Consider the following 24,044-nt stretch of genomic DNA (forward strand, 5'->3'; position numbering starts at 1 on the left):
CGCCAAAAAATCTAAGTATTTATCGTGGAGTTTTTGACGCTGTAAAAATAACTTAGTTCGACCTATGGGAAGGTTGGTAATAGTGAGAAGTTGATTAAACTCAATATCGAATTTCTCTCGCAGATAGACCTTATAGGCTTGTTGTAGGTTTTCCTGTTGGGGGGGTAGGGAAAAGCTGTCTGAGGTGGGTAAAGCTGGGTTATAGACTAGATCTAAAATTAGATCCGGCGCGTGACCATATCCTAATTGGTTGAGTTTTTGAATGGCGTCGATCGAGTCTTGATAAACCCCTGAACCTCTCATGCGATCGACATTATCTTGCAAATAGCAGGGTAAAGATGCTATAATCCTGACTTGGTGGTGGCTACAGTAGGCGGGGATATCCTCAAATCCCTTAACAAAATAAATAGTTAAGTTGGAACGGACAATTACTTGTTTATTGAGGGATTTCGCCACTTCTAATAATGGCTTAAAACCATAATTCATTTCGGGCGCACCACCAGTTAAGTCCACAGTTTCAATTTGTGGAAAACGCCGAATTAACTCAATTAATTGTTCACAAATTTCTGGGGTTAATTCTTCGGTGCGTCGGGGACCAGCTTCTACATGACAATGAGTACAGGCGAGGTTACAGCGTTTTCCTAGATTAATCTGTAAAACCCTAATCGAGTTTTTGGTTAAAGGGGATTTAATTGTTTTGTGAAATGGTGCGATCGTGGTCTGAATCATGATTAATTGGCTAGTACTATGATGATCAGTTATTGTAACAACTATCTAGCTAAAATTACCGGAAATTTGGAAAACACAAGTTTCTCAAGTGTTCCCCAAGTTTACATCAGATACCATATCTATGCCATGGTTATATATCACCTCATATAACTTAAATTTTGATGAGACTAAGCCGAAAAATCCCTGAAAATTTTTAAAATTATCCCATGTTTGGTAATCCCGGATACAGTAAATCAGGAGAGATGATATAAATGCAAATCTTTGACCCAGAATCAAAAGAAGTTTTTTTATGGGAATGTTTATTAGTTTTGGTGATACTATACAATTTTATTGTTATCCCATTTCGTATAGCTTTTGATACCACTACTTCCCATTTATGGTTAGGGATAGATTTAGCCGCAGACTTAATTTTCATCATGGATATTTTCCTAAGATTTAGGATGGCATATATTGACCAAGGAGAATGTATTACAGACCTGCAAAAAATCGCTCAAAATTACCTGGCTACATATTTGAAAATGAACCTAGCCGCTAGTCTCCCCCTGGATTTAATGGCTAGGCTATTTTTTCCTCAATTATCAGTATTGATATTGGCTATCCTCAGAATACCGAGGCTGTTGAGACTGTCGCAATTTTTTAGAATTTTACGGCGATGTGAGACTAATGTTGAAATTAATCCAGCCCTAGTGCGTATGACTGAGTTAGTGCTGATTATATTTCTGATTGATCATTGGGTCGCCTGTATCTGGTTTTGGATTGGTAAGTCAATGATTGCTTACGGAGACTCTTGGTTAATTAATTCTAACTTAGATACAGCCCCCATAGCTACCCAATATATGAAATCTCTATATTGGTCAATTACTACTTTAACAACTGTCGGTTATGGCGATATTACCCCCACCAGTAACTTAGAAATTGCATTTACTTTAGTTGTAATGATTTTGGGGGTGTCTATGTATGCGTTTATTATTGGTAATGTGGCTTCTGTGGTCAGTAGTTTAGATGCTAGTCAGGCTAGGTTTAGAGAACAACTTGATCAAGTTCAGTCTTATATGCGCGATCGCAAAATTCCGGCTTTTTTACAGGCGCAGGTTAGGGACTACTATCAATATCTGTGGGAATGCAACCGAGACACATCATTTGACCGGGACTTTCTCGATGAAATTCCCAATTCTTTAAAAACTAAAATTTATCTGTATTTATATCAGGAATTATTGGAAAAAGTCCCCCTATTTAAAAATGCTGATCCAGCTTGTATTGAAGCCTTAGTGGTTAAACTAAAACCGAGAATATTGCCACCAAATGACTATATAATTAGGGAGGAACAGTTAGGACATGAAATGTATTTTATCCAGCGGGGAGAAGTGCAAGCCTTTTCCGAAAAAACCGGAAAAGTATATAGAATCATGTCAGCGGGGTCATTTTTTGGCGAAATTGCTCTAGTTTATTCTACCCGTCGCACTGCGTCCGTTAAAACCCTCAGCTATTGTGAGCTTTTTGTACTGTTAAAAGAAGATTTCGACAGTGTTTTAGACAACTATCCTCATTTTGCTAAACAAGTTAAAGAAATCGCCCAACAGCGTTATAATACTGAATAATTAATCACAGAATTTATAACAATTCTTGAACTGGTGGGATGCTAGAGTTATTACTAGGTTGAGCATTAATATCAAATCGATTCATAATATATATAACTCCCGCCGCAATAAAAAGCCCTAAAACTAAGCCAATAACTACTAGAGACAAAAAGGAATTTTTGAGATTTTTAACTACTCGTGGATCATATTCATTAAATTGCAGGTCTTCGATATCTGATTCCGAGGGATGATGGATATTGTTTAACCCATTGGGGGATTGATTATCTTTCTGAGAATTAGGGTTCTGATGAGAAAATGGATTCATGAGCTACTTTTGTTGGTGTCAACAAGATAAGATGAGACAACATATAATTATATCATACTTATTGATTAATGACACCAATCTAAAATTAACATATCAGGGTCAGAATTATGAGCTATAGTTAAGCCTTCAATGCGGTTAGAAGCAACTGTTACCTGATATCCCTCTAGGGTGATGAGTTCCGATGCGATAAATTCAGCTAGTTTAGGGTCATCTTCTACCAGAAGTAGGTTTAACTTTGGCTTTGGTGAGTTCTCCCTGTGCTAGTCCGGTGTTATTTGCGGTATTAGCAGGGGCGGCGGAGAGGGGTTATCAACTGCTCGGAACCCTGACTATGGTGAGTTATGCTCTGGGATATACTCTGTTGATTTTCCTAGCTAGTTTGTTTACTGGATTAGCAAAACAAAGCAAGCGGTTGTTAAACCATTCTGAAGGTATTATCCGCTTTGGTAGTGTGGCTTTAATGATGACAGGTGCTTACTATATCTTGACGGTAACTCAATGGTTTTTATGCGGTTATATTACTTCCCATAAATCAAGCCAGCTATAAATGTTGTCAGTTAAGTTTATAGGGCTGCTATGGTATGATAAAAAAATCCCCCCAGCAGTTGGGGGGGAATGATTAATTAGGTATTGAATTGGTTAAATTGGTTAATTCTCAGACAGGGACTTACCGATGATGGGAGCATTTAGAGAAACCAATTCTTGAGTATTGGTAGCAATGGGATTATTCTTAACCAAAGTGGGGACAGACTGCCGCATTAAAGCGGTAAGTTGAGTTGTGGTTGAATCATACATTTGTGTTACCACTTTGGGATATAACCCAATGCCAATTATGGGCACTAATAAACAGGCGATAACAAATACCTCGCGGGGTTCTGCATCTACCAGTTTTTCGTGGGAGGTTAGTTCCTGATTTTCGGGACCATAGAGAATTTCCCGCAGCATGGACAGCAGATAAATGGGGGTAATAATTACACCAACTGCAGCCAGGAAGACGACTAGCACTTTAAATGTGGCATTGTAAGCATCACTGGTAGCGATACCAATAAACACCATTAATTCAGCCACAAACCCACTCATTCCGGGTAAGGCTAGAGATGCCATTGAACAAGTAGTCCACATGGCAAAAACTTTCTTCATCTTTAAACCAACCCCTCCCATTTCATCTAACATGAGCGTATGGGTGCGGTCATAAGTACAGCCGACCAGGAAGAATAAACTAGCCCCAATTAAGCCATGGGAAATCATCTGCAACATGGCACCACTGAGGCCTATTTCTGTGAATGAGCCCATACCAATTAACACAAACCCCATGTGAGAAATTGAGGAATAGGCGATTTTTCGTTTGAGGTTGCGTTGGGCAAAAGAAGTGAAGGCGGCATAGACGATGTTAACTACGCCTAAAATCACTAAAATGGGGGCGAAGGTGGCATGGGCATCGGGTAGCATTCCCACATTCATGCGTAGCAAGGCATAACCGCCCATTTTTAGGAGGATACCCGCTAGTAACATATGGGCGGGGGCGGTAGCTTCCCCGTGGGCATCAGGTAGCCAGGTATGAAGGGGAAAAATGGGTAATTTGACCCCGTATGCAATCAGAAACCCACCATACAGGAGTAATTCTAGTTTAATGGGAAAGTCCTTAATGGCGATCGCCTGCATATCAAAGGTAACAGTATCGCCATAGAAGGCCATAGTCAGGGCTGCGACCAAAATAAACAGGGAACCGCCTGCGGTATACAAAATAAACTTAGTAGCCGCATACAGGCGCTTTTTACCGCCCCAAATTGAAAGAATTAGGTAAACGGGAACTAATTCCAACTCCCAAACCAGGAAGAATAACAACATATCCTGGACAGCGAAAACGGCAATCTGACCGCCATACATCGCCAACATTAGGAAGTAGAAAAGTTTGGGCTTTAAAGTGACTGGCCAAGCTGCTAAAATCGCGAGGGTGGTGATAAATCCGGTGAGGATAATCAGGGGCATAGATAAGCCATCAGCCCCCACGGACCAACTCAAACCGATTTCGGGTAGCCAGTCATAACGTTCTACCAACTGTAAACCGGGGGTATTCAAGTCATACCCAGTACAGAAGGCATAAACAATAATTGAAAAGTCAATCAATCCCACGATTAGGGCATACCAGCGCACCGTTTTACCATCTTTATCAGGGATAAAGGGTAAAAACAGTGATGCCACAATGGGAAACAGAATTGTAATCGTCAGCCAAGGAAAATTAGCCATTGTCATGTTTAGTTGTCCTTTCACGCTTAGGACAAAAGCGCCAATCATTCACTACAAGATTGGGAAAGTGTTGTGAATCTAATGGTTAGTTAAACCGGAGATTTTCCACTTCCCCAAATTACGGAAACACGGAGGTAATTGCAGTTAGCCAATGCCGGAAAATACGACAAAGCCGAGGACTGCTACAAATACAAGCAGGGCGTAAAATTGGGCGCGACCATTCTCTAAGTATTTGAGACCTTCTCCGGTGACTAAAGCCACTAAACCTGTTAAGTTAACGGCACCATCAACAACTCGATAGTCAACTTCGAGAATTTGACGGGCGAGGCGGCGACTTCCTTTGACAAATAGGAGGTCGTTAATATCGTCGAGATACCATTTGTTGAGGGAGAATTGGTAAAGAGGTTGGATTTTTTGAGCGATCGCATTTGGAGCTATTTGATGTTTCAAGTACATCAAGGATGCCAAAGTAATACCAATCAAAGCAATGCCAACGGAACTCCCCGCCATAATCACAAATTCGCCGAGTTCAAACTCAGCCAACTGTTCCATCACCTCAGCTATTGACTCCCCGGGAGCGTGAATAAACATCTCGAAATAGTTATTAAAGGGAGTTCCTAATAACCCAATAAACACAGAGGGAACAGCTAAAGCCATCAAAGCAATAGTCATAGTCCAGGGAGACTCATGGGGAGTATCACTATGACCATGACCGTGATCATGACCATGACCATGATCATCGCTATGTAGTTCCTCTGGGTTCATCGCACCCGGACCAAAGGCATAATTAGGGCCATTAGCCGCCGCCGTTAGCTGTTGCTGTATGGTTGTATCATTACCCCGAAATTGACCTTCAAAGGTGCTGAAATACATACGGAACATATAAAATGCCGTAATACCAGCCGTTAGCCAGCCTACCACCCACAGGGCAGGATTAGAAGCAAAGGCACTGCTGAGAATCTCATCTTTTGACCAGAAGCCAGCAAAGGGAGGAATGCCGCAAATAGCCAGAGTCCCAATCAAAAAGCAGGTGCTAGTAATGGGCATATATTTCCGCAGTCCCCCCATTAGTCGCATATCCTGGGCTAAAACCGGGTCGTGTCCGACTACGGCTTCCATACCATGAATAACCGAACCCGAACACAGGAACAACATTGCCTTAAAATAGGCGTGGGTCATTAGGTGGAAGAGTCCGGCGCTATAAGCACCGACACCCATTGCCATGACCATATAGCCTAGCTGGGAAATGGTGGAGTAGGCGAGTCCTTTTTTGATGTCGTTTTGGGTGATGGCGATACTAGCGCCTAAAAAGGCAGTAAAGCAACCAGTCCAGGCGATCGTAGTCATCACCACGGGGATACCCTCAAACACGGGGTACATTCTGGCGATCAGGAATACCCCAGCCGCTACCATGGTGGCGGCGTGAATGAGAGCAGAAATGGGGGTCGGGCCTTCCATTGCGTCAGGAAGCCAAACATGGAGGGGAAATTGAGCGGATTTGGCTACGGGACCCAAGAACACTAGGATGGCAAATATAGCAGCCAGCGCCCCACTAATGGACCCGCTTTCTACTAGGTATTCTAGGCGAGACCCCATTAACTCAAATTCAAAGGTGTTAGTCGCCCAATACAGACCGAGGATGCCTAACAGCAGACCAAAGTCACCGACACGGTTAGTGATGAAGGCTTTTTGACAGGCATCTGCTGCTGGTTTGCGATCGTACCAAAACCCGATCAGTAGGTAGGAAGATACCCCTACCAATTCCCAGAAAATATAGACTTGTAGCAGGTTGGGACAAACTACCAGACCCAACATAGACGAGCTAAATAGGCTCAGATAGGCATAAAAACGAACATATCCTGGATCATGAGCCATATAGCCGTCGGTGTAGACCATGACCAATAGGGCTACAGTGGTGACGATCGCCAACATCACAGCGGTCAGATGGTCAATTGTGTAGCCCATACTGATTTTAAAGTCTCCAGCCGCCGCCCACTCAATTATATGAGTGTAGGATTCATGGCCGTTGATTTGACTGGCTAGGAGAGCAAAGGACAAAACCATTGATGCACCTAACAGGGAAATCAGGAATATAGCGCTTCCCTGTCTAATTTTGTTAGTGGCTTTGTTCAATGAGATTAGCCCTATGCCCACCAGCATCGCACCAAAGAGGGGCAACACCGGAATTAACCAGGCATATTGATAAAGGGGTTCCATAACTGATGACAGCTTTATACTTCTTAACAAATGGGTTAAACCGATCCCAATTGTGACACAGAGTTTGTCGCTTCTGAATAAATATCCATCTTTTTCAACCAAAGTCCCTAAAAATGGTCCACTGACACCCCCAGATAGATAGATTCAAATAAGTTGACATACCTATTGTCATAGACTATACTCAATCCATGCAGTCAAGGATAACCCAGGATCAAAAAAAAATCACAGCCTGAAACCCTTACTGTGTAGTGGATTTAGACAATCTCGAAAAAAAGTTTGCCCAAAGGCTTAACAAAACTTTACTCTTTGAGTATAATTCACTAACAAGCAAGCAATAGGTATTTATTCTCACACTGACCATGAGCAGTCAAATTCCCTGGCTAACAGCAATTATCTTATTTCCCCTATTGGCATCCTTTGCCATTCCCCTAATTCCCGACCGAGAAGGCAAAACTATCCGCTGGTATGCCCTAGGAGTCGGTTTGATAGACTTAGTTCTGACAATTGTATGCTTTTGGACTAACTACAATCTCAACGATTCAACATTCCAACTAGCCGAAACCTATAGTTGGATTCCCCAATTAGGGCTGAACTGGTCAGTGGCAGTAGATGGCCTATCAATGCCCCTAATCGTACTAACAGGTTTCGTTAATACATTAGCTATTCTAGCCTCCTGGCGCGTCACCAACAAGCCCAGACTATTTTATTTTCTCTTATTAGTGCTGTACTCCGCCCAAATGGGAGTATTCGCAGCCCAAGACCTGCTATTATTCTTCCTGATGTGGGAACTAGAACTGGTTCCCGTTTATATTCTGATTTCCATCTGGGGTGGAGCAAAGCGCCTCTATGCAGCGACTAAATTCATTCTATATACTGCCCTAGGTTCCATCTTCATCCTAGTCGCCGCCCTAGCAATGGCATTCTACGGCTCCAACCTCAGTTTCGACATTAGCACCCTCGCTCACAAAAACTATCCCCTAGCCTTAGAATTATTCTTGTATGCAGGCTTCCTAATTGCCTTCGCCGTCAAACTCCCTATCTTCCCTCTCCACACATGGCTACCTGATGCTCATAGCGAAGCATCCGCGCCTGTATCCATGATTTTAGCGGGTGTTCTCCTGAAAATGGGTGGTTACGGCTTAATCCGCATGAACATGGAAATGCTACCCAACGCTCACCTGTATTTTGCCCCAATTCTGGCAATTCTAGGAGTAGTTAATATTGTCTACGGTGCATTAAGCGCCTTTGCTCAAGATAACCTCAAACGTCGATTAGCTTGTTCCTCTATCTCCCACATGGGTTTTGTCCTCCTGGGTATTGCTTCCTTAACTGAATTGGGACTTAACGGCGCAGTTCTGCAAATGATTTCCCACGGTTTAATCGCCGCCATGCTGTTCTTCCTAGCAGGTGTTACTTACGAACGTACCCACACCCTATCAATGTCCAAATTGGGCGGTATGGCTAAAGATATGCCTAAAGTGTTTGCCCTATTCACTGCTGGTTCAATGGCTTCTTTAGCACTACCTGGAATGAGTGGTTTTGTCGGAGAATTAACTATCTTCCTCGGCATCACAACTAGCGATATCTACAGTTCCAACTTCAAAATTGTAGTCATCGGTTTAGCTGCTGTCGGTCTAATTTTAACCCCCATTTATTTACTCAACCTATTGCGGGTGGTGTTCTACGGTGAAAATAGTGGCGGATTCAACATTGAAAAATATCTAGGAGATGCCAAACCTCGCGAAGTGATGATTGCCACCTGTCTACTGTTACCAATTATCGGGATTGGTTTATATCCGAAAGTAGCGACTCAAACCTATGATGTAAAAACTGTTGAAGTCGCTTCTCAAGTGCGTGAAATCTTCCCGGTATTTGCTCAACAACAACGCGGTTCAGTGCTTTACTCAGGCGGGTTTGTAGCTCCCAAAATCGCTCCCGAAACCTCTGTAGAAGCTCTCCTACCTACTAACGATTCTAACGCCTAGAATCCTCTGTAATTAACCGCTAAATCAACAAATAAATAAAGACGGAAGGTTGGTAATATCTTCCGTCTTTTAATTTCGCAGAAACCAGATTGATCAAGATATCTCAGTGTTTCTGATTAGTTGTAATTAGCGGATTAAACTAACTCATCCTAAGTTAGTGTCCAATTCCCACATATTGGAAACCAAGTTCTTGGAGTTTTTTGCGGTCTAAGAAATTCCGACCATCGATGATAACAGGAGTGTGCATAGATTTAACCATTTTGGCATAGTTAAGGTTTTGGAACTGTTCCCAATCGGTTACTAAGACCAAAGCATCACAACCCTCAGCCATCAATTCTGGGTCGGTTTCCACCATCACATTAGACAGACCATGACGCATTCCGCTTTGGGAAATAATCGGGTCATAGGCTTTCACCCTGGCTCCCAAACGGCTGAGTTGTTCAATCAAATTTAAAGCCGGTGCATCCCGCATATCATCAGTATCGGGCTTAAAGGTTAACCCCAGTAAACCAACGGTTTTACCTTTGAGAATTTTGAGAACTTGCTGCAATTTTTCGATCGCAATTACCCGCTGCTGATCATTGACCTCCACGGCTGATTTCAACAGTTTGGCATCATAATTATAATCATCGGCGGTATGAATTAAAGCCGACACATCTTTAGGGAAACAGGAGCCCCCCCAACCAATACCAGCTTGCAGGAATTTGTTACCAATACGGGAGTCTAAACCGATACCAGTGGCTACCTGTTTAACATCAGCACCAACGCGATCGCAAATATTGGCGATTTCATTAATAAAACTGATTTTAGTCGCCAGGAAGGAATTAGCCGCATATTTGACCATTTCCGCCGAACTTAAATCAGTCATCACCACCGGAACCGGAGGTAAATCGGGATCATCAGCATATTTACGATCTACAATGGGTTGATATAATTCCTGCATCAGACCCAAAGCCTTTTGGCTATTGCTTCCCAACACAATGCGATCGGGATTAAAAGTATCAAAAATCGCCGAACCTTCCCGCAGAAATTCCGGGTTACTAACCACATCAAACTGCAATTCTCCCGCCGACCCAGAAGTTCCTTGTTCCTTTTGTTGTTCAGTAAAACCATCAAGAACAATCATCCGCACCCAGTCCCCCGAACCGATAGGAACCGTAGACTTATTCACCACCACCTTATAACCCGATCCACGGGTCAAATTAGCACCAATTCCTCGCGCCACTGCTTCCACATATCGAGTGTCACTTTCTCCTGTTGGTAGGGGAGGGGTTCCCACCGCAATAAACAAAATATCCCCATGTTCAACCCCAGCTTTCAGGTCAGAAGTAAAAGACAACTTCCCAGACTCCGCACAGGACTTCATCAACTCCGAAAGTCCCGGCTCATAAATTGGGGACTGTCCCGACTTCATCAACTTAACCTTTTCTTCGTTGTTGTCCACACAAATCACATCATGACCTGTATGAGCCAAACAAACCCCGGTTACTAAACCCACATATCCAGTACCGATTACACAAACACGCATACAAACTTCCTCAAATGATTGATACAACAGGAGTTATAGCAGTGCCATGATTTATTAGCACAACCATTTAGAATTGTAGAAGACCCATCAATCGGCAATTACCTAAATTACTTACTCTCAAGGATAACCCGACTCCGAAAATCTTCAATGGTTAGCTTGAGTCCATCATTTAAATGTACCGTCGGTTCCCAATCCAGATACTTCTTAGCTTTGGTAATATCCGGTTGTCGCTGCTTCGGATCATCTTGGGGTAAGGGTTTATATTGAATCTCAGCATCAGGATTAATCATCTGTTGAATTTTAGTAGCCAACTCCAAAATCGTATATTCTCCCGGATTACCCAAATTCACTGGCCCTATATAGTCCCCATTCATCAGGCGAATCAGTCCTTCCACCAAATCCGAAACATAGCAAAAACTGCGGGTTTGGGAACCATCACCATAAACCGTTAAAGGAATTCCCCGGATAGCTTGGACAATAAAATTGCTCACCACCCGTCCATCATTTTCCAGCATACGGGGTCCAAAAGTATTAAAGATGCGCGCCACCCTAATATCTACGTTATTTTGATGGTAGTAGTCAAAAGCCAGAGTTTCCGCCACCCGCTTCCCCTCATCATAACAGGAACGGGGACCAATACAGTTAACATTACCCCGATACTCTTCAGTTTGGGGGTGAACATCTGGATCTCCGTAAACTTCCGAGGTGGAAGCCAGCAAAAATCGAGCCTTGACCCGTTTGGCTAAACCCAGCATATTCAAGGTCCCCATGACATTAGTTTTAATGGTCTTGACCGGGTTGTATTGATAATGTACAGGGGAAGCAGGACAAGCCAAGTGATAAATCTGATCCACCTCTAGGCGAATTGGCTCAGTGATACGATGGCGGATCAGTTCAAAATAAGGATTCCCAATCCATTTAAGAATATTATCCTTATTCCCCGTGAAAAAGTTGTCCAGACACAGAACATCGTGTTTCTGCTCCATTAGTCGGTCAATCAAATGGGAACCAATAAATCCGGCTCCACCCGTTACTAATATTCTCATACCCTCAACTCCTAGTTGGCTGAATGCTCTAAACTGTAGATGTTATAGTTGGTTTAGGCTTAACTTGGTGGCCATGTACACCAACTCATCTCTTGTCTAAGATACAATCCAGTTTACTCTTAACAGAACTGACATGATTACAATTACCCAACCTCAGCTTGAGTTGGAGGAGTTTCTGAAACTTCCAGAAACTAAGCCAGCGTCAGAATTTATCAATGGAGAAATTACTCAGAAAGTTATGCCACAGGGAGAACATAGCAGACTACAGGGGAAACTTGGCGGCGCGATTAATCAGGTAACAGAAACAGACAAAATTGCTTATGCCTTTCCTGAATTGCGCTGCACTTTTGATGGCAGGTCAATTGTACCAGATATTTCTGTATTTCGCTGGTCAAGAATTCCTCGCGAACCTTCTGGGAGAATTGCTAATCGCTTTACAACATATCCTGACTGGTGTATTGAAATTTTATCACCAGAACAAAACCTGACTAGAGTGCTGTCTAAGTTATTATTGTGTTCAAGAAATGGTACGGAGCTGGGATGGTTAATTAATCCAGATGAAGATGGCAGTGTGATTCTGGTGTTTCCTGAACAAAAAATAGAGTTGTATGAGGGAGATACTGTGCTACCTGTTTTGGATGGTCTCCAGTTGGAATTAACACCTAATCAAATTTGGGGATGGTTGAGTTTTGATTGAGCTATCCCCAATTTATGGGTATATTTCATTGAATAATGGTAGATTTAGGTCAACTCTTCTGGGTTGACCAATGATGAATCTTGAGGTAGTCCTAAACTCAATATAAAAGCCTTAGAATAACGAGCTTGCTCCCAATTTTTTGCTAATCTAATTTGTTGAGTGGTTAATCCCTGAGCATTTTGCAGGTTAGCGCCTTGTAAATTGGCTTCTTCAAAATTAACTCCGGTTAAATTAGCATCTTTAAGATTGACTCCCCGCAGGTTGGCTCGTTTAAAGTTAGCATCCTGAAGATAGGCTCCCTGAAGGTTTGCACCTTTTAAATTGGCTTCTTGAAAGTTGGCTCCTTGTAAGTTTCCTAAAATGTAGGCTCCCTGTAGGTTGGCTTGCTGTAAATTAGCTTCTAATAAATTGACTCCCTGAAGTTCAGCATTTTGTAGGTTGGCTGCATTTAGGTTGACTTTCTGGAGTTGGGTGAGTAGAAAAAAACATTCCTGTAAATTGGCTTTCCATAGGTTAGCGCCTTGCAGTTGTGTGAGTTCAAAGGTACTGCCTTTTAGGTTGGCTTCCTGTAGTTTAGCGGTTTTCAGATTGGCTTCTTTAAAGTCGGTGTCTACCAAGGTGACTTGTTCGAGATCAGCCATTGGTAAAGATAAGCCTTTAAGACTTACTCCGTCTTTGGATAATTCTTCTAAGGCTTTAATGCGAGCATGGCTAATTTTAATGCCTTGAGCTGAGTCAATTACTTGCCATGCTTCGTAATGAGATTTCTTTTTGCCTTGTCTGACATAAATTACTAATGCTGTGACAATACTGATGCTTTCAAATGTGCCAAGTATTCTTGACTTTTCTAGGGCATTTATAAAGAATTTACCCCATTCTGTGTTGGCTTGTAGGGTATCTTCTATATATAGAATGGCAGAAATTAACAGGAAAACAGCTACTAAAATTAACAGGATTTCTATCAATTCTCGCAGTAGTTTGGCTAGGGATCTGATCAGTTTAGATAGTTGTCTGCGGTTGAAGATTTTGGCTAACTGCAATTTTAATCTATTCATAATTGGATTGGTTAATATATATTGAGTATAAAATGTGACCAACTAGGTGTTCGTATAATTGAGTATCTATTATAAATCTAATGTCACGATAAATATCAGGACTAAAAGTGCATCCCTAAAGGTGACTAGGAGGCTCATACCCTATAGTCCTGTAACTTGTCCTGGGAGTATTTATGGGTGGTTATACCCATGATGGGCATAACCCCTTATTGTATTGTGGTTCTTTACAAAAGGTTGGGATTTATAAAATTTGCTCAAAATTGCGTAAATTTTTGATAAGGGGACAGAGAATCTTGAGCAAATCCAGAAGCAATATGCTATTGATTTAAATATAGAACTATTACTATAGAATTGATTAAATGAATACTACTAACGATAACAAACCGCCAAAATACCAAAATGTGATGGAGATTTGGGTAGATGAAGAAATTGATCGTCAGTTAAAGCGTCTGTCGGAGAATTTACTAAAGTATATTAGTCGGGTGGAAGTAGCAACCTACGCTCTTAATCGTCTGCCGCCGTTGTATGCGTCTTGTCAGGAGGGTAGAAACAAACAGGAGCAACGAGCGAAAACCTACAGAAGTAAAATACAGGAAACGGTGCGTCAGGCGATCGCTGCTGTTCAGCGAGATCCAATTAGATTGTCTACGCCGTTGATATCTCCCGAAGAAGTCCAGTATGAACAAACTATCCGGGAGCTAATAGATTTGTTACCCAAACAAACAGATGCTCGTAACAGTGCAATTAAATTGCTCAAGGATGCGATCGCACCATTAGCATCTCCCCAAAGTCGTCCTACTCCTCCTCCGGCTCCGGCTCGCAGAACTGTAGCGGGTCGGACAGTTCCCAGTGAACCGCTTTTGAGTCACCGAGATATGATTCAAGAGCAGCTTAGAATTGCTCAAACGGTGAACCGTAATCCCTATGAGTCATAGGGAAGGGGGAAAATAGGCGATCGCAGTTGGTAACCAAATCGAAGAACAGCTTAAACTGACAAAAAAAAGCCAGCTCTGATGATGCTGACGTAGCCAAATCAACTTCAGACTCCCTTGACCTTTGTTAATCATCAGTAAGAGCGAAAAATCTCGCCCCTACTGATGACCGGCTATTGGTTTGGGGAGTTAGTCTGCTGGGGACAGTTTATAACCAGCCAAAAATGTGACCAACAAACCAACCGTAAAGCACAAAAAATAGCAATCCTTCCCATTGTGTTACCTGTTTATCTTGGGTGACAAAGAAAAACAGTAAAGTCGCCGCCAGCATGACCGGAAGAGCATTAATTAAGATATCATCAGGGATATCTAAAGGTTTAATCAGTCCCGGCACTCCCATAACGATTAAGGAGTTAAAAATATTGGAGCCGACCACATTTCCGATCGCCACTTCTGCATCGCCTTTTCTAGCGGCAGAAATGGTGACCACCAACTCCGGTAAAGATGTCCCCAAAGCCACGACAGTAACTGCAATAATCTCAGTTCCCAGATTGAAGATTTCCGAGAGTTTAATAATTGATTCAATGGTATAGTTAGCGCCGACAAAGATAAAAACAGCGCCCAAAACCACAATCGCCACATTCACAATAACAAATCGAGTCGAGTTAACCTCATCGTCAACTTCAGGGTTATTATTCTGTTGACCTTCTCGGATAATATAAACCAGATAAATCAAAAATCCGATGAGACATAACAGAGCTTCTCCGGTAGAAAAAACATCATCACTAATGGTAAAATAGAGCAGAATAGCGGAGCCCACCAACATAGGTAAATCCACAGAAATCAGGTCATAATTAATCTTCATCGGACTACTGATAACGGCGGCGACCCCAACAATCAGAAAAATGTTAGTAATATTAGAACCAATAACATTACTAGCTACAATTTCTGAGGTATCTCGATAAACGGCTACCAGAGAAGAAACCAGTTCGGGAAGAGAGGTACCGATCGCCACAATGGTCACGCCCACAATAAAGGGACTCAATCCGAAAAATAGCCCCAGTTTACTAGCTGATTCTGTAAAGGAATCGGAAGCATAGATCAGAACCGCGAGACTAACTGCAAAAATCCCTATCCAAATAAGTGCTTCTAACATTTTGAGTGCCTGTTGTCGATCAAGTAAATAGTGAGCCCCAAGAGAGCGCGGTTTAATTTAGGTCAATGTTCTATTTTATATGGCTTGTGTATATTTGGGTAAATGTAGATTATGTTCTGTGAAAAAAGACAGATTTAATAGTCCATAAATCCACAGAACTTAACCGCGAATAGTTGACCTAATGCGATAAAATCAGCCAGTATGGATGTTGATCACCCTTGGGGATGGTCAAAGGGCCGATTTGTATATAATCGGTGAAAAATATCATCTTTTCTGTAATTCAAGCACTGCGTAATCGGCAGCCCAAAATTATGTCTTCTCTAATTCAACAGATGCGATCGCGATTTGAAACAGCCCTAACTGATGCCTTTGGGGAAACGGTCAGTGGGACTGATCCATTAATAGTTAACAGCAGTAACCCCAAATTCGGGGATTATCAGTGCAACGTTGCCATGTCCCTCACCAAAAAGCTCAAAAGTAACCCTCGCCAGATAGCGGGCACCATTATAGAGCATCTTCAAATTGATGATATCTGCTCCCCTCCAGAAATTGCCGGACCTGGATTTATCAATTTGCGCCTCAAATCAGAGTACCTGGAAACCCAACTTAATGCTAAATTAACTGACCCTCGGCTGGGAATCGCCCCGAATGGAGACCCACAAAAGGTGATTGTAGACTTTTCTAGCCCCAATATTGCCAAAGAAATGCACGTTGGTCATTTGCGATCGACCATTATCGGGGACTGTATCGCTCGGATTTTGGAGTTTGAAGGTCATCAGGTGCTACGACTCAATCACGTTGGCGACTGGGGGACACAATTCGGGATGTTGATTAGTTACCTACAGGAAAAATACCCCTCAGCCTTAACTACTGCTGACGTTTTAGATATTGGCGATTTAGTCGAGTTTTACCGTCAAGCCAAAAAGCGCTTTGATGAAGATGAAGAGTTTAAAGAAGCCTCTCGCGAGCAGGTAGTCCGTTTACAATCAGGATCCGAGGATAGTCGCCGCGCGTGGGAATTGCTTTGTGATCAGTCTCGCCGGGAGTTTCAACAAATCTATGATCGCCTTGATATTAAACTCACCGAAAGGGGTGAATCATTTTATAATCCCATGTTGGCGGAAGTGGTGGCGGATTTGGAAGCATCTGGGTTATTGGTGGAAGACCAAGGCGCAAAATGCGTATTTTTAGAAGGATTTACCAATAAGGAAGGAGACCCCCTACCATTAATCGTGCAGAAGTCTAATGGCGGCTATAACTACGCTACTACGGATTTGGCGGCGGTGCGTCATCGGATTAACACTGAAGGTGCTACTCGTCTAATTTATGTCACTGATGCGGGTCAGGCTAATCATTTCGCCCAGGTGTGGCAGGTAGCCCGTCGGGTGGGGTGGATACCCGATGGGGTGGATGTGGTCCATGTTCCCTTTGGTCTGGTTAAGGGAGACGATGGGAAAAAGCTAAAAACTCGGTCTGGGGAAACTGTTAGGCTGCGGGATCTTTTGGACGAAGCGGTTAAACGGGCTCAGGAGGATTTGGAAACTCGCCTACAGCAGGAAGGACGCGCAGAGTCTCCAGAATTTGTGCATCATGTGGCGGAGGTGGTTGGTATTGATGCGGTCAAATATGCTGATTTGAGTCAAAATCGCACCAGTGATTATATCTTTAGTTTTGATAAGATGCTCTCCCTACAGGGTAACACGGCCCCCTATATGTTATATGCCTATGTGCGGATTCAGGGGATTAGCCGTAAGGGGAGTATTGATTTTGAACAGGTGGGGGATAGGGCGAGTATTAATTTACAAGACCCTTCTGAGTTGACTTTGGCTAAACATTTACTACAATTACATGAGGTTATCGATACGGTGGCCCAAGAGTTGTTGCCGAATCGATTGTGTCAGTATCTGTTTGAATTGAGCCAGAAGTTTAATCAGTTTTATGACCGCTGTCCAGTTTTGAAGGCTGATGAATGCGATCGCTCTTCTCGTTTAGCTTTGTGTCACTTAACGGCTGAAACTTTGAGGCTGGGTCTATCTCTATTGGGGATTTCGGTATTAGATCGAATGTAAGAGCTTGGCTTAAACTTTACAAATTTTTGCATAAAGTTCACACAAGATGCTTGTTTTTTATGCTTCTATAGGTTATTATATAACTTGTAGAATCCGAAAATACCTTTACCTAACTGGGAAAAACGGATAACTAGACTAACTATTAAATTGGGTGGTCTACTCGATATTTGACTGGACACTAATAGGGGGCTTTTTTTAAAGTTCCCTTTTTTTATGCTTGGGTATAGTTGACTCTGGACAGGAAATAATTATTAATTATCAATTAATTACCTGTTTACCATTGCTTTTTTTCAATCGTATGGCTGTCGGGTTTCGGAATCATAATCTTCATAGGAGGGTGGGTTTCCCCCTAACTGAAGTCGATCGCGATCAGATGGTAGTCTCTGGGAGGAGCGTTCTGGGGGTAAACTGGGTTTGTGGGAAGGGCGACCTTTACCCGTGAAGGTTCCCCAACCGACACGGATACCTGCGACAATGCTCCCCGTGCCGATTTTTAGTTGTTTGGCTTGTTGTTTAGCACTGCTAATACTGCGATCAACTTGTTTAACTACTTGGTTCGCACTTTGGACTCCTTCGGCTACATCATCAGTCAGATCGCTAATTTCCATCCCGGTTAGGCGAATAGCCTCTAGGGTGGGAGGAAATTCCCTCGACAGGGTATCAGCTAATTTTTCGACGCTGCGTGCTGCTCTCCCCAAGGCGAGTATGGCGGGGAGTGCTGCAATTAATAAGGCGGTGAGGCTGACTGCAACCAATAATAGGGACAGTCCTACCCAAAAAATAGGATCAAGCACAACAATGGTAAAATTCGGCGAGAAGGGACAAGACTATGATATCGAAATTGGCGATCGCCAATGTTGATCGACCCTTGTATCTTTAGACGATATTTTGGGCTTTTTAACGGCGATCGCTTTTCGTCTCCTGGGGTTCAGCCAAATTCCGACTCTCAAGTTCCGATAGAGTCTGACGTTCGATCTGACTTGCTTCTAGTCCGGCGGCGATCGCTTCTTTAAGTCGCACTAGGGTATCATCCCAACTCCGCCAAGCTGATGCTGACACTCGTTCAGCTTGATTTTGGACTGTGGTTGATACATCTTCCGCTAACTCCGGGAGAGTCGCCGCTGATTTTTTTAATAGTTTTCGAGTCTCGCGACCAGAGCGCGGCGCAATCAGTAGACCCACTACTGTACCAAGGGCCGACCCAATCACTAGACCACTAACAAATAATCCAGAACGGTTTTTTGACATATTTTTTGAGCAATATCTGTAAATTCATCTTAGGCAATTTGTTCAACCTTGAAAAGTGACATACTACCGAGCCAGTCCCCTATTTGATTCTATCTCCTGCGTCGTTGCCACCGCCACAGGCCTAGGCCCAAATTTAACAGGGTTAATATTTTCTGAAGCTGTTGGATTTGGATCTCCAGACGCAAATATCGCCCTTTCAGATTAGAACTGAGGACCTGTTGCTTTTCAAAAACATGGGTGGTCTGTTGCAGAACCGTATTTACCCGTCGGTCTAGCAAAAGTATCCGGCGTTCTAGGCGTTCTAGTTTATAATGAAGTCTCCAAGTCCGTCGGGCTAAATAAAAACAGCCCATAGCAATGGCGACATTCATTAAAACAACAATCCACATTTTTCTGGTTCAGTTACATACAAGACATTATACAAGATGAGTGGTTGAATTTAAACCATTTCGGCTGACTTTTGATACAATAGTAGTAGTCAAGTATCCTTAGTATTTATTCCTAGTTTTAAGTTGACTTGATGCCTGACCATAACAGCAGCAGTTAACCTGCTTGGTCGTGAGTATTGGTATTTGGGGAGAACCATTGTCAAGTGTTCCGTAACTTTTTTGACCATTTGCCACTACAGTTTTTTCTGATTGTTCCTTTTGTCACTCAGATTTTTGTCGCTGTTGGCTTAACTGGCTGGCTGTCCTGGAGTAATGGCGAGCAAGCTGTTAATCAAGCCGTTAATCAGCTTCAGGACGAAATTACTAATCGCATTGAGGATAAACTTGATCAGTTCTTGATGACTCCGAATTTGATTAATCAACTTAATCACGATCATCTATTGTCCAATAATTGGAATTGGCAAGATAGTCAACAAATGCAAAAATTATTGAGGAGCCAATTAGATAATTTTGATTTAATTGATTCGATTTTTTGGGGCAGTCCAACTGGTGAATTTATCGGGTTGGCACGCATTGACGGTCAACAACCTCACTTAATGGTGTCGGGACAAAACACTAATGGCAACATTCAATTTTTTAGCCTGGATGAATCAGGAAATCCTCTAGTAATGGTCAATGAAACACCCGATTTTGCGGTGACAACTCGGACTTGGTATCAGGCGGCGATCGCCTCTCAAGATGGCGTATGGGGGGATATTTTTTCCTATCATGCTTATCCGAGAATGGCTTTAGCTGCTAGTGTCGCCGTGCGGAATCCTCAAGGAGAAATAATTGGGGTATTTGGTAGCAACTTTTTCTTGGATAAAATTAGTGATTTTCTGCAATCTTTAGAAGTTTGCAAGTATAGTACAATTATCATTTTCGAAAGGTCTGGATTGCTGGTAGCTAGTTCTACGATATCACAGCCATTTCAGATTGAAAATAAACAAGCATCCCGCATATATATTAATCATAGCCAAGATGATTTAATGCCACAAGTATATAGATTTTTGATAGATAATTTTGGCAGTTTATTTAATATCAATCAACGCTTAAATAGTAGATTAATAATCAATCAAGAACGCCACTTTTTGCAGGTTTTACCCTATCAGGACAATATGGGTTTAGATTGGTTGATTGTAGTGGTGATTCCCGAGTCCCATTTTATGGAGAGGATTCACAGTAACGCTCGTTTCACTTTGTTGTTATGTTTATTAGCCTTAATTGTGGCAATTTTCCTTGGTGTTTACACTTCCCGTTGGATCGCAGAACCTATTTTACAATTGATTAAAGCTAGTGAAGCGATCGCTAACGGAGAATTCAACCATCGAGTCGATATTAAAAAAATCAAAGAAACCGAGCAATTATCCCAAACTTTTAACCAGATGAGTTACCAGCTACAAGAATTATTTGAAACCCTAGAAATCCGTGTCGAACAACGGACAGCAGAACTCCGACAAGCCAAGGAAAACGCCGAAGTTGCCAATCAAGCTAAGAGCCAATTTTTAGCTCACATGAGCCACGAACTCCGTACCCCCTTAAATGCAATTCTTGGTTTTACTCAACTGATGATCCGCCAAATTAGCTTAGAACATCACCATAAGCATAATCCGAATAATTTTAGAGACCATCTTTATATCATTCAACGCAGCGGTGAACATCTACTACAACTCATTAATGATGTCTTAGATATGTCGAAAATCGAGGCTGGTCAAATCTCCCTTAATCCGAATAACTTTGACCTGTGGAGTTTACTAGACTCTCTAGAGGAGATGTTCTCTATCAGAGCCGCATCGGAAGGATTAAAATTAATTTTTGTGCGATCGCCGAATCTGCCTCGTTATATTAACACTGATGAACGTAAACTCCGACAAGTGCTAATTAACTTAATCGGAAATGCCGTTAAGTTTACCGAAAATGGATCTGTGACTCTCCACAGCCAAGTTATTGACCCACCTAATCAAATTGACAACCCACAGCCGCCGCCGATGGTTTTACAGTTCACAGTAGAAGACACCGGACCAGGTATTGCACCCGCAGATATAGACCAACTTTTTGAGCCATTTCTACAGACAAAAACTGGCCGTAAATATCAGCAAGGAACTGGCTTAGGTTTACCCATTAGTCAACAATTTGTTCAGTTAATGGGGGGTGATATTTCCGTATCTAGTACCCTAGGGGTCGGTAGTGTGTTTAAATTTAAGATCAGGGTCAGTCTAGGATACCCAGAAGAGAGAGCAAGTAGTCAACTCCAGCATCAAAGGATTGTTTCCCTGGCTCCGAATCAACCGAAATATCGGATTTTGGTTGTCGATGACCGCGAAAGTAACCGACAGCTTTTGGTTAAATTCCTCAGTCCTTTAGGATTTGAGGTACAGGAAGCTGAAAACGGCCAAGAGGCGATCGCCATTTGGAATCAATGGAAACCTCATCTAATTTGGATGGATATGCGAATGCCAGTTATGAACGGCTACGAAGCCACTACACAAATTAAATCCCATTTAAAAGGTCAAGCCACCGTGATTATTGCTCTTACCGCCAGCGCCTTTGAGGAAGAACGTGCCGTTGTCCTCTCCGCTGGATGCGATGATTTTGTCCGCAAACCTTTTGAAGAACAGATTTTGTTTGAGAAAATGGCTAAACATCTAGGTGTTCGCTATATTTATGAACAACAGATAAATTCTCAGCCTTCATTACTGGTTCAACGTCAACCCCTAGAGGCGAATTGTTTGATGGTGATGCCAAAAGACTGGATTGTGCAACTTCACCAAGCAGCCACTGAATTAGATGATAAGCTAGTTCTACAACTTCTTGAAGATATTTCTGAAGACCAAGTGGCACTGAGGGAAAGTTTAATTGATTTGGTTGAAAGGGTGCGGTTTGATATGATTCTTAGTTTAACTCAATCGGCATTGAAGTTATGAAATCTGATGAGGTGAGTATTATTCCTGGTCATATATTAGTAGTTGATGACTTTCTGGAAACCCTTAATCTTTTGACTAATTTGTTAGAAGAACGCGGTCATAAAGTTCGGCGTGCTATTAGTGGAGAAATGGCATTAATGGGAGCAAAAGCCAGTCCTCCCGATTTAATTTTGCTGGATATTAATATGCCTGGGATGAGTGGCTATGATGTTTGTCAACAACTGCAAGCTGAACCAACTACACAGGGAATTCCGGTGATTTTTATTAGTGCTTTGAATGAGGTTTTTGATAAAGTTAAGGCTTTTGAAGTTGGCGGGGTAGATTATATTACTAAACCCTTTCAGATTGAGGAAGTTATTGCTAGGATTGAAAATCAAATTGCTCTCAAACAGGCTCATAAGCAAATTCAGCAGCTTAATGCGGAACTGGAACAGCGGGTTCTACAAAGGACTGAAGAACTCGAGTCCGCTAATCAAGAATTAAAGAAAATGAATAGTCTTTTAGAGAGGGAGATTCTTCATCACCAACAAACACAAAGTAAACTGCTACATATGGCTTCCCATGATGCCTTAACTGGTTTACCTAATCGTGTGTTTTTTATGGATAAATTGATGCAAGCAATATCTGAAACTAAACAAAATCCAGATTATCGCTTTGCGGTTTTATTTTTGGATTGCGATCGCTTTAAAGTGGTTAATGATTCCCTCGGACATTTAACAGGCGATCGCCTCTTAATTTCCTTAGCCAGAAGACTGCAATTAACCTTAAAAATGTCTCCCACTAATTTGGCTAGATTTGGAGGTGATGAATTTACCATTTTACTCGAAAATATTCATAGTACCCAAGCTGTTACTGTTATCGCTGAACGTCTACAAAAGGCTTTAACTTGGCCGTTTCAACTAGATGAGCAAGATTTGTTTTTAGAGGCTAGTATTGGTATTGTTATCGGTACATCCGAATACACCGAACCCGAACAAGTCTTGCGAGATGCTGATATTGCTATGTATAAAGCCAAAAGTAAAGGTCGCGGCTGCTATCGGTTTTTTGATGGCACAATGCACAATGATGCTCATCGAAGATTCCAGCTAGAAAATGACCTGCGACTAGCAATAGAAAATAATCACTTTTTGCTCAACTATCAGCCAATTATTGAACTCCAAGATGGCTCTGTTATGGGTTTTGAGGCTCTTTTGCGTTGGCATCATCCAGAGCATGGCATCATTTCACCCGCAGAATTTATTCCCATAGCTGAGGATACTGGCTTAATTATTCCCATGGGTTTATGGGTCTTAGACCAGGCAGTTAAACAGTTAAATCTGTGGCAAAAAAAAGGATTAATTACTCCTCAATTTCGCATGAGTGTTAACTTGTCAGTTAAACAGTTTACCCAGCCTTATTTAATTGAAGAAATTGACCGGATTTTGGTTAAAAATAACTTTCAAAGTTCTTACTTGAAGCTAGAAATAACCGAAACGGCAATTGTAGAAAATCCCGAAGCTGCTCGACAACTCTTACAACAGCTTACTCATCGTAATATCCATTTAAGTTTAGATGACTTTGGCACCGGTTATTCCTCCCTAAGTTATTTACATAGGTTTCCCGTTAACACTTTAAAAATTGACCGTTCATTTATTACTTGTATCGGCACACCTAACGAAAACCTACAAATTGTTGATGCCATTATTACCCTGGCTCATCAATTGAAAATTAACGTGGTTGCAGAAGGTATAGAAACCGCCGAACAACTCGCTAAACTTCGCAGTTTAGGCTGTGACCAAGGACAAGGTTACTATTTTTCTAAGCCAGTGGAAAGCATGATGGCTGAGGACTTGCTCAAACAAAGAATCTTATGTTAAACTTGAAATAGACATCAGACAATGG

The 24,044-nt window shown here is 42.1% G+C and carries 19 protein-coding genes; 8 read left to right on the forward strand and 11 right to left on the reverse strand.

Translation table 11 applies throughout. The features are described 5' to 3' along the window. The coding region (locus B9T16_RS06510; protein WP_410244348.1) for a DUF3641 domain-containing protein at positions 1 to 729 on the reverse strand (729 nt) is incomplete at its 3' end. Between the two features lie 251 nt (positions 730 to 980). On the opposite strand from B9T16_RS06510, the gene B9T16_RS06515 reads away from it, so the two are divergent. Next, positions 981 to 2,327: an ion transporter gene (locus B9T16_RS06515; protein ID WP_410244349.1), complete on the forward strand. Its 1,347-nt coding sequence runs from the start codon at positions 981 to 983 to the stop codon at positions 2,325 to 2,327. 13 nt (positions 2,328 to 2,340) lie between these two features. Here B9T16_RS06515 and B9T16_RS06520 read toward each other — a convergent pair whose 3' ends face one another. Beyond that, a complete protein-coding gene (locus B9T16_RS06520) occupies positions 2,341 to 2,631 on the reverse strand; it encodes a hypothetical protein (RefSeq protein ID WP_410244350.1) in 291 nt (96 codons plus the stop codon). A gap of 244 nt (positions 2,632 to 2,875) precedes the next feature. Here B9T16_RS06520 and B9T16_RS06525 point away from each other — a divergent pair, with 244 nt between their 5' ends. Further along, positions 2,876 to 3,178, forward strand: coding sequence for a cytochrome c biogenesis protein CcdA (locus tag B9T16_RS06525; RefSeq protein WP_410244367.1), 303 nt, complete (start codon positions 2,876 to 2,878; stop codon positions 3,176 to 3,178). 101 nt (positions 3,179 to 3,279) lie between these two features. Here B9T16_RS06525 and B9T16_RS06530 read toward each other — a convergent pair whose 3' ends face one another. Beyond that, positions 3,280 to 4,878: an NAD(P)H-quinone oxidoreductase subunit 4 gene (locus B9T16_RS06530; protein ID WP_172973475.1), complete on the reverse strand. Its 1,599-nt coding sequence runs from the start codon at positions 4,876 to 4,878 to the stop codon at positions 3,280 to 3,282. Positions 4,879 to 5,022: 144 nt separating this feature from the next. After that, entirely contained in the window at positions 5,023 to 7,095 is a 2,073-nt protein-coding gene (locus B9T16_RS06535) for an NAD(P)H-quinone oxidoreductase subunit 5 (protein WP_410244351.1), read from the reverse strand. Positions 7,096 to 7,454: 359 nt separating this feature from the next. Between B9T16_RS06535 and B9T16_RS06540 the strand changes: the two genes are divergently transcribed. Then, complete coding sequence (locus B9T16_RS06540; protein ID WP_006620028.1) at positions 7,455 to 9,080, forward strand: NAD(P)H-quinone oxidoreductase subunit 4; 1,626 nt, start codon at positions 7,455 to 7,457, stop codon at positions 9,078 to 9,080. Positions 9,081 to 9,234: 154 nt separating this feature from the next. Here B9T16_RS06540 and B9T16_RS06545 read toward each other — a convergent pair whose 3' ends face one another. Together B9T16_RS06545 and B9T16_RS06550 are read right to left on the reverse strand one after the other, a co-directional pair. Next, entirely contained in the window at positions 9,235 to 10,608 is a 1,374-nt protein-coding gene (locus tag B9T16_RS06545) for a UDP-glucose dehydrogenase family protein (RefSeq protein ID WP_410244352.1), read from the reverse strand. Positions 10,609 to 10,715: 107 nt separating this feature from the next. After that, on the reverse strand, positions 10,716 to 11,654 hold the full coding sequence (locus B9T16_RS06550; RefSeq protein WP_410244353.1) for a UDP-glucuronic acid decarboxylase family protein: 939 nt from the start codon (positions 11,652 to 11,654) through the stop codon (positions 10,716 to 10,718). A 133-nt stretch (positions 11,655 to 11,787) separates the two neighbouring features. Here B9T16_RS06550 and B9T16_RS06555 point away from each other — a divergent pair, with 133 nt between their 5' ends. Beyond that, positions 11,788 to 12,351, forward strand: a complete 564-nt coding sequence (locus B9T16_RS06555; protein ID WP_317271302.1) for a Uma2 family endonuclease — start codon at positions 11,788 to 11,790, stop codon at positions 12,349 to 12,351. 44 nt (positions 12,352 to 12,395) lie between these two features. On the opposite strand, the gene B9T16_RS06560 is transcribed toward B9T16_RS06555, so the two are convergent. Next, positions 12,396 to 13,406, reverse strand: coding sequence for a pentapeptide repeat-containing protein (locus B9T16_RS06560; protein WP_410244354.1), 1,011 nt, complete (start codon positions 13,404 to 13,406; stop codon positions 12,396 to 12,398). Positions 13,407 to 13,765: 359 nt separating this feature from the next. Here B9T16_RS06560 and B9T16_RS06565 point away from each other — a divergent pair, with 359 nt between their 5' ends. After that, positions 13,766 to 14,341 (forward strand): late competence development ComFB family protein, encoded by a 576-nt coding sequence (locus B9T16_RS06565; RefSeq protein ID WP_410244355.1) that lies wholly within the window; start codon positions 13,766 to 13,768, stop codon positions 14,339 to 14,341. A 205-nt stretch (positions 14,342 to 14,546) separates the two neighbouring features. Here the strand turns inward: B9T16_RS06565 and B9T16_RS06570 are convergent, their stop codons facing one another. Then, on the reverse strand, positions 14,547 to 15,494 hold the full coding sequence (locus B9T16_RS06570; protein WP_006620034.1) for a calcium/sodium antiporter: 948 nt from the start codon (positions 15,492 to 15,494) through the stop codon (positions 14,547 to 14,549). Positions 15,495 to 15,805: 311 nt separating this feature from the next. Between B9T16_RS06570 and argS the strand changes: the two genes are divergently transcribed. Continuing rightward, positions 15,806 to 17,563 carry an arginine--tRNA ligase gene (argS, locus tag B9T16_RS06575; protein ID WP_410244356.1) on the forward strand — a complete coding sequence of 586 codons (1,758 nt, stop codon included), beginning with the start codon at positions 15,806 to 15,808 and terminating at the stop codon, positions 17,561 to 17,563. 290 nt (positions 17,564 to 17,853) lie between these two features. On the opposite strand, the gene B9T16_RS06580 is transcribed toward argS, so the two are convergent. The 3 genes from B9T16_RS06580 to B9T16_RS06590 form a co-directional block, all read right to left on the reverse strand. Next, positions 17,854 to 18,357: a DUF948 domain-containing protein gene (locus B9T16_RS06580; protein ID WP_410244357.1), complete on the reverse strand. Its 504-nt coding sequence runs from the start codon at positions 18,355 to 18,357 to the stop codon at positions 17,854 to 17,856. 103 nt (positions 18,358 to 18,460) lie between these two features. Further along, a complete protein-coding gene (locus tag B9T16_RS06585) occupies positions 18,461 to 18,811 on the reverse strand; it encodes a YtxH domain-containing protein (protein WP_006620037.1) in 351 nt (116 codons plus the stop codon). Between the two features lie 89 nt (positions 18,812 to 18,900). Further along, a complete protein-coding gene (locus tag B9T16_RS06590; protein WP_006620038.1) occupies positions 18,901 to 19,200 on the reverse strand; it encodes a hypothetical protein in 300 nt (99 codons plus the stop codon). 203 nt (positions 19,201 to 19,403) lie between these two features. Here B9T16_RS06590 and B9T16_RS06595 point away from each other — a divergent pair, with 203 nt between their 5' ends. Together B9T16_RS06595 and B9T16_RS06600 are read left to right on the forward strand one after the other, a co-directional pair. After that, complete coding sequence (locus B9T16_RS06595; RefSeq protein ID WP_410244358.1) at positions 19,404 to 22,163, forward strand: ATP-binding protein; 2,760 nt, start codon at positions 19,404 to 19,406, stop codon at positions 22,161 to 22,163. After that, the gene (locus tag B9T16_RS06600) at positions 22,160 to 24,019 is read left to right on the forward strand and encodes an EAL domain-containing protein (protein ID WP_410244359.1); all 1,860 of its coding nucleotides are present in this window, start codon (positions 22,160 to 22,162) and stop codon (positions 24,017 to 24,019) included. The genes B9T16_RS06595 and B9T16_RS06600 overlap by 4 nt, the downstream gene beginning before the upstream one ends. Positions 24,020 to 24,044 lie beyond the last annotated feature (25 nt).

Origin of the sequence: Arthrospira sp. PCC 8006 (assembly GCF_046480465.1) — a bacterium.
GTDB classification, from domain to species: domain Bacteria; phylum Cyanobacteriota; class Cyanobacteriia; order Cyanobacteriales; family Microcoleaceae; genus Limnospira; species Limnospira platensis.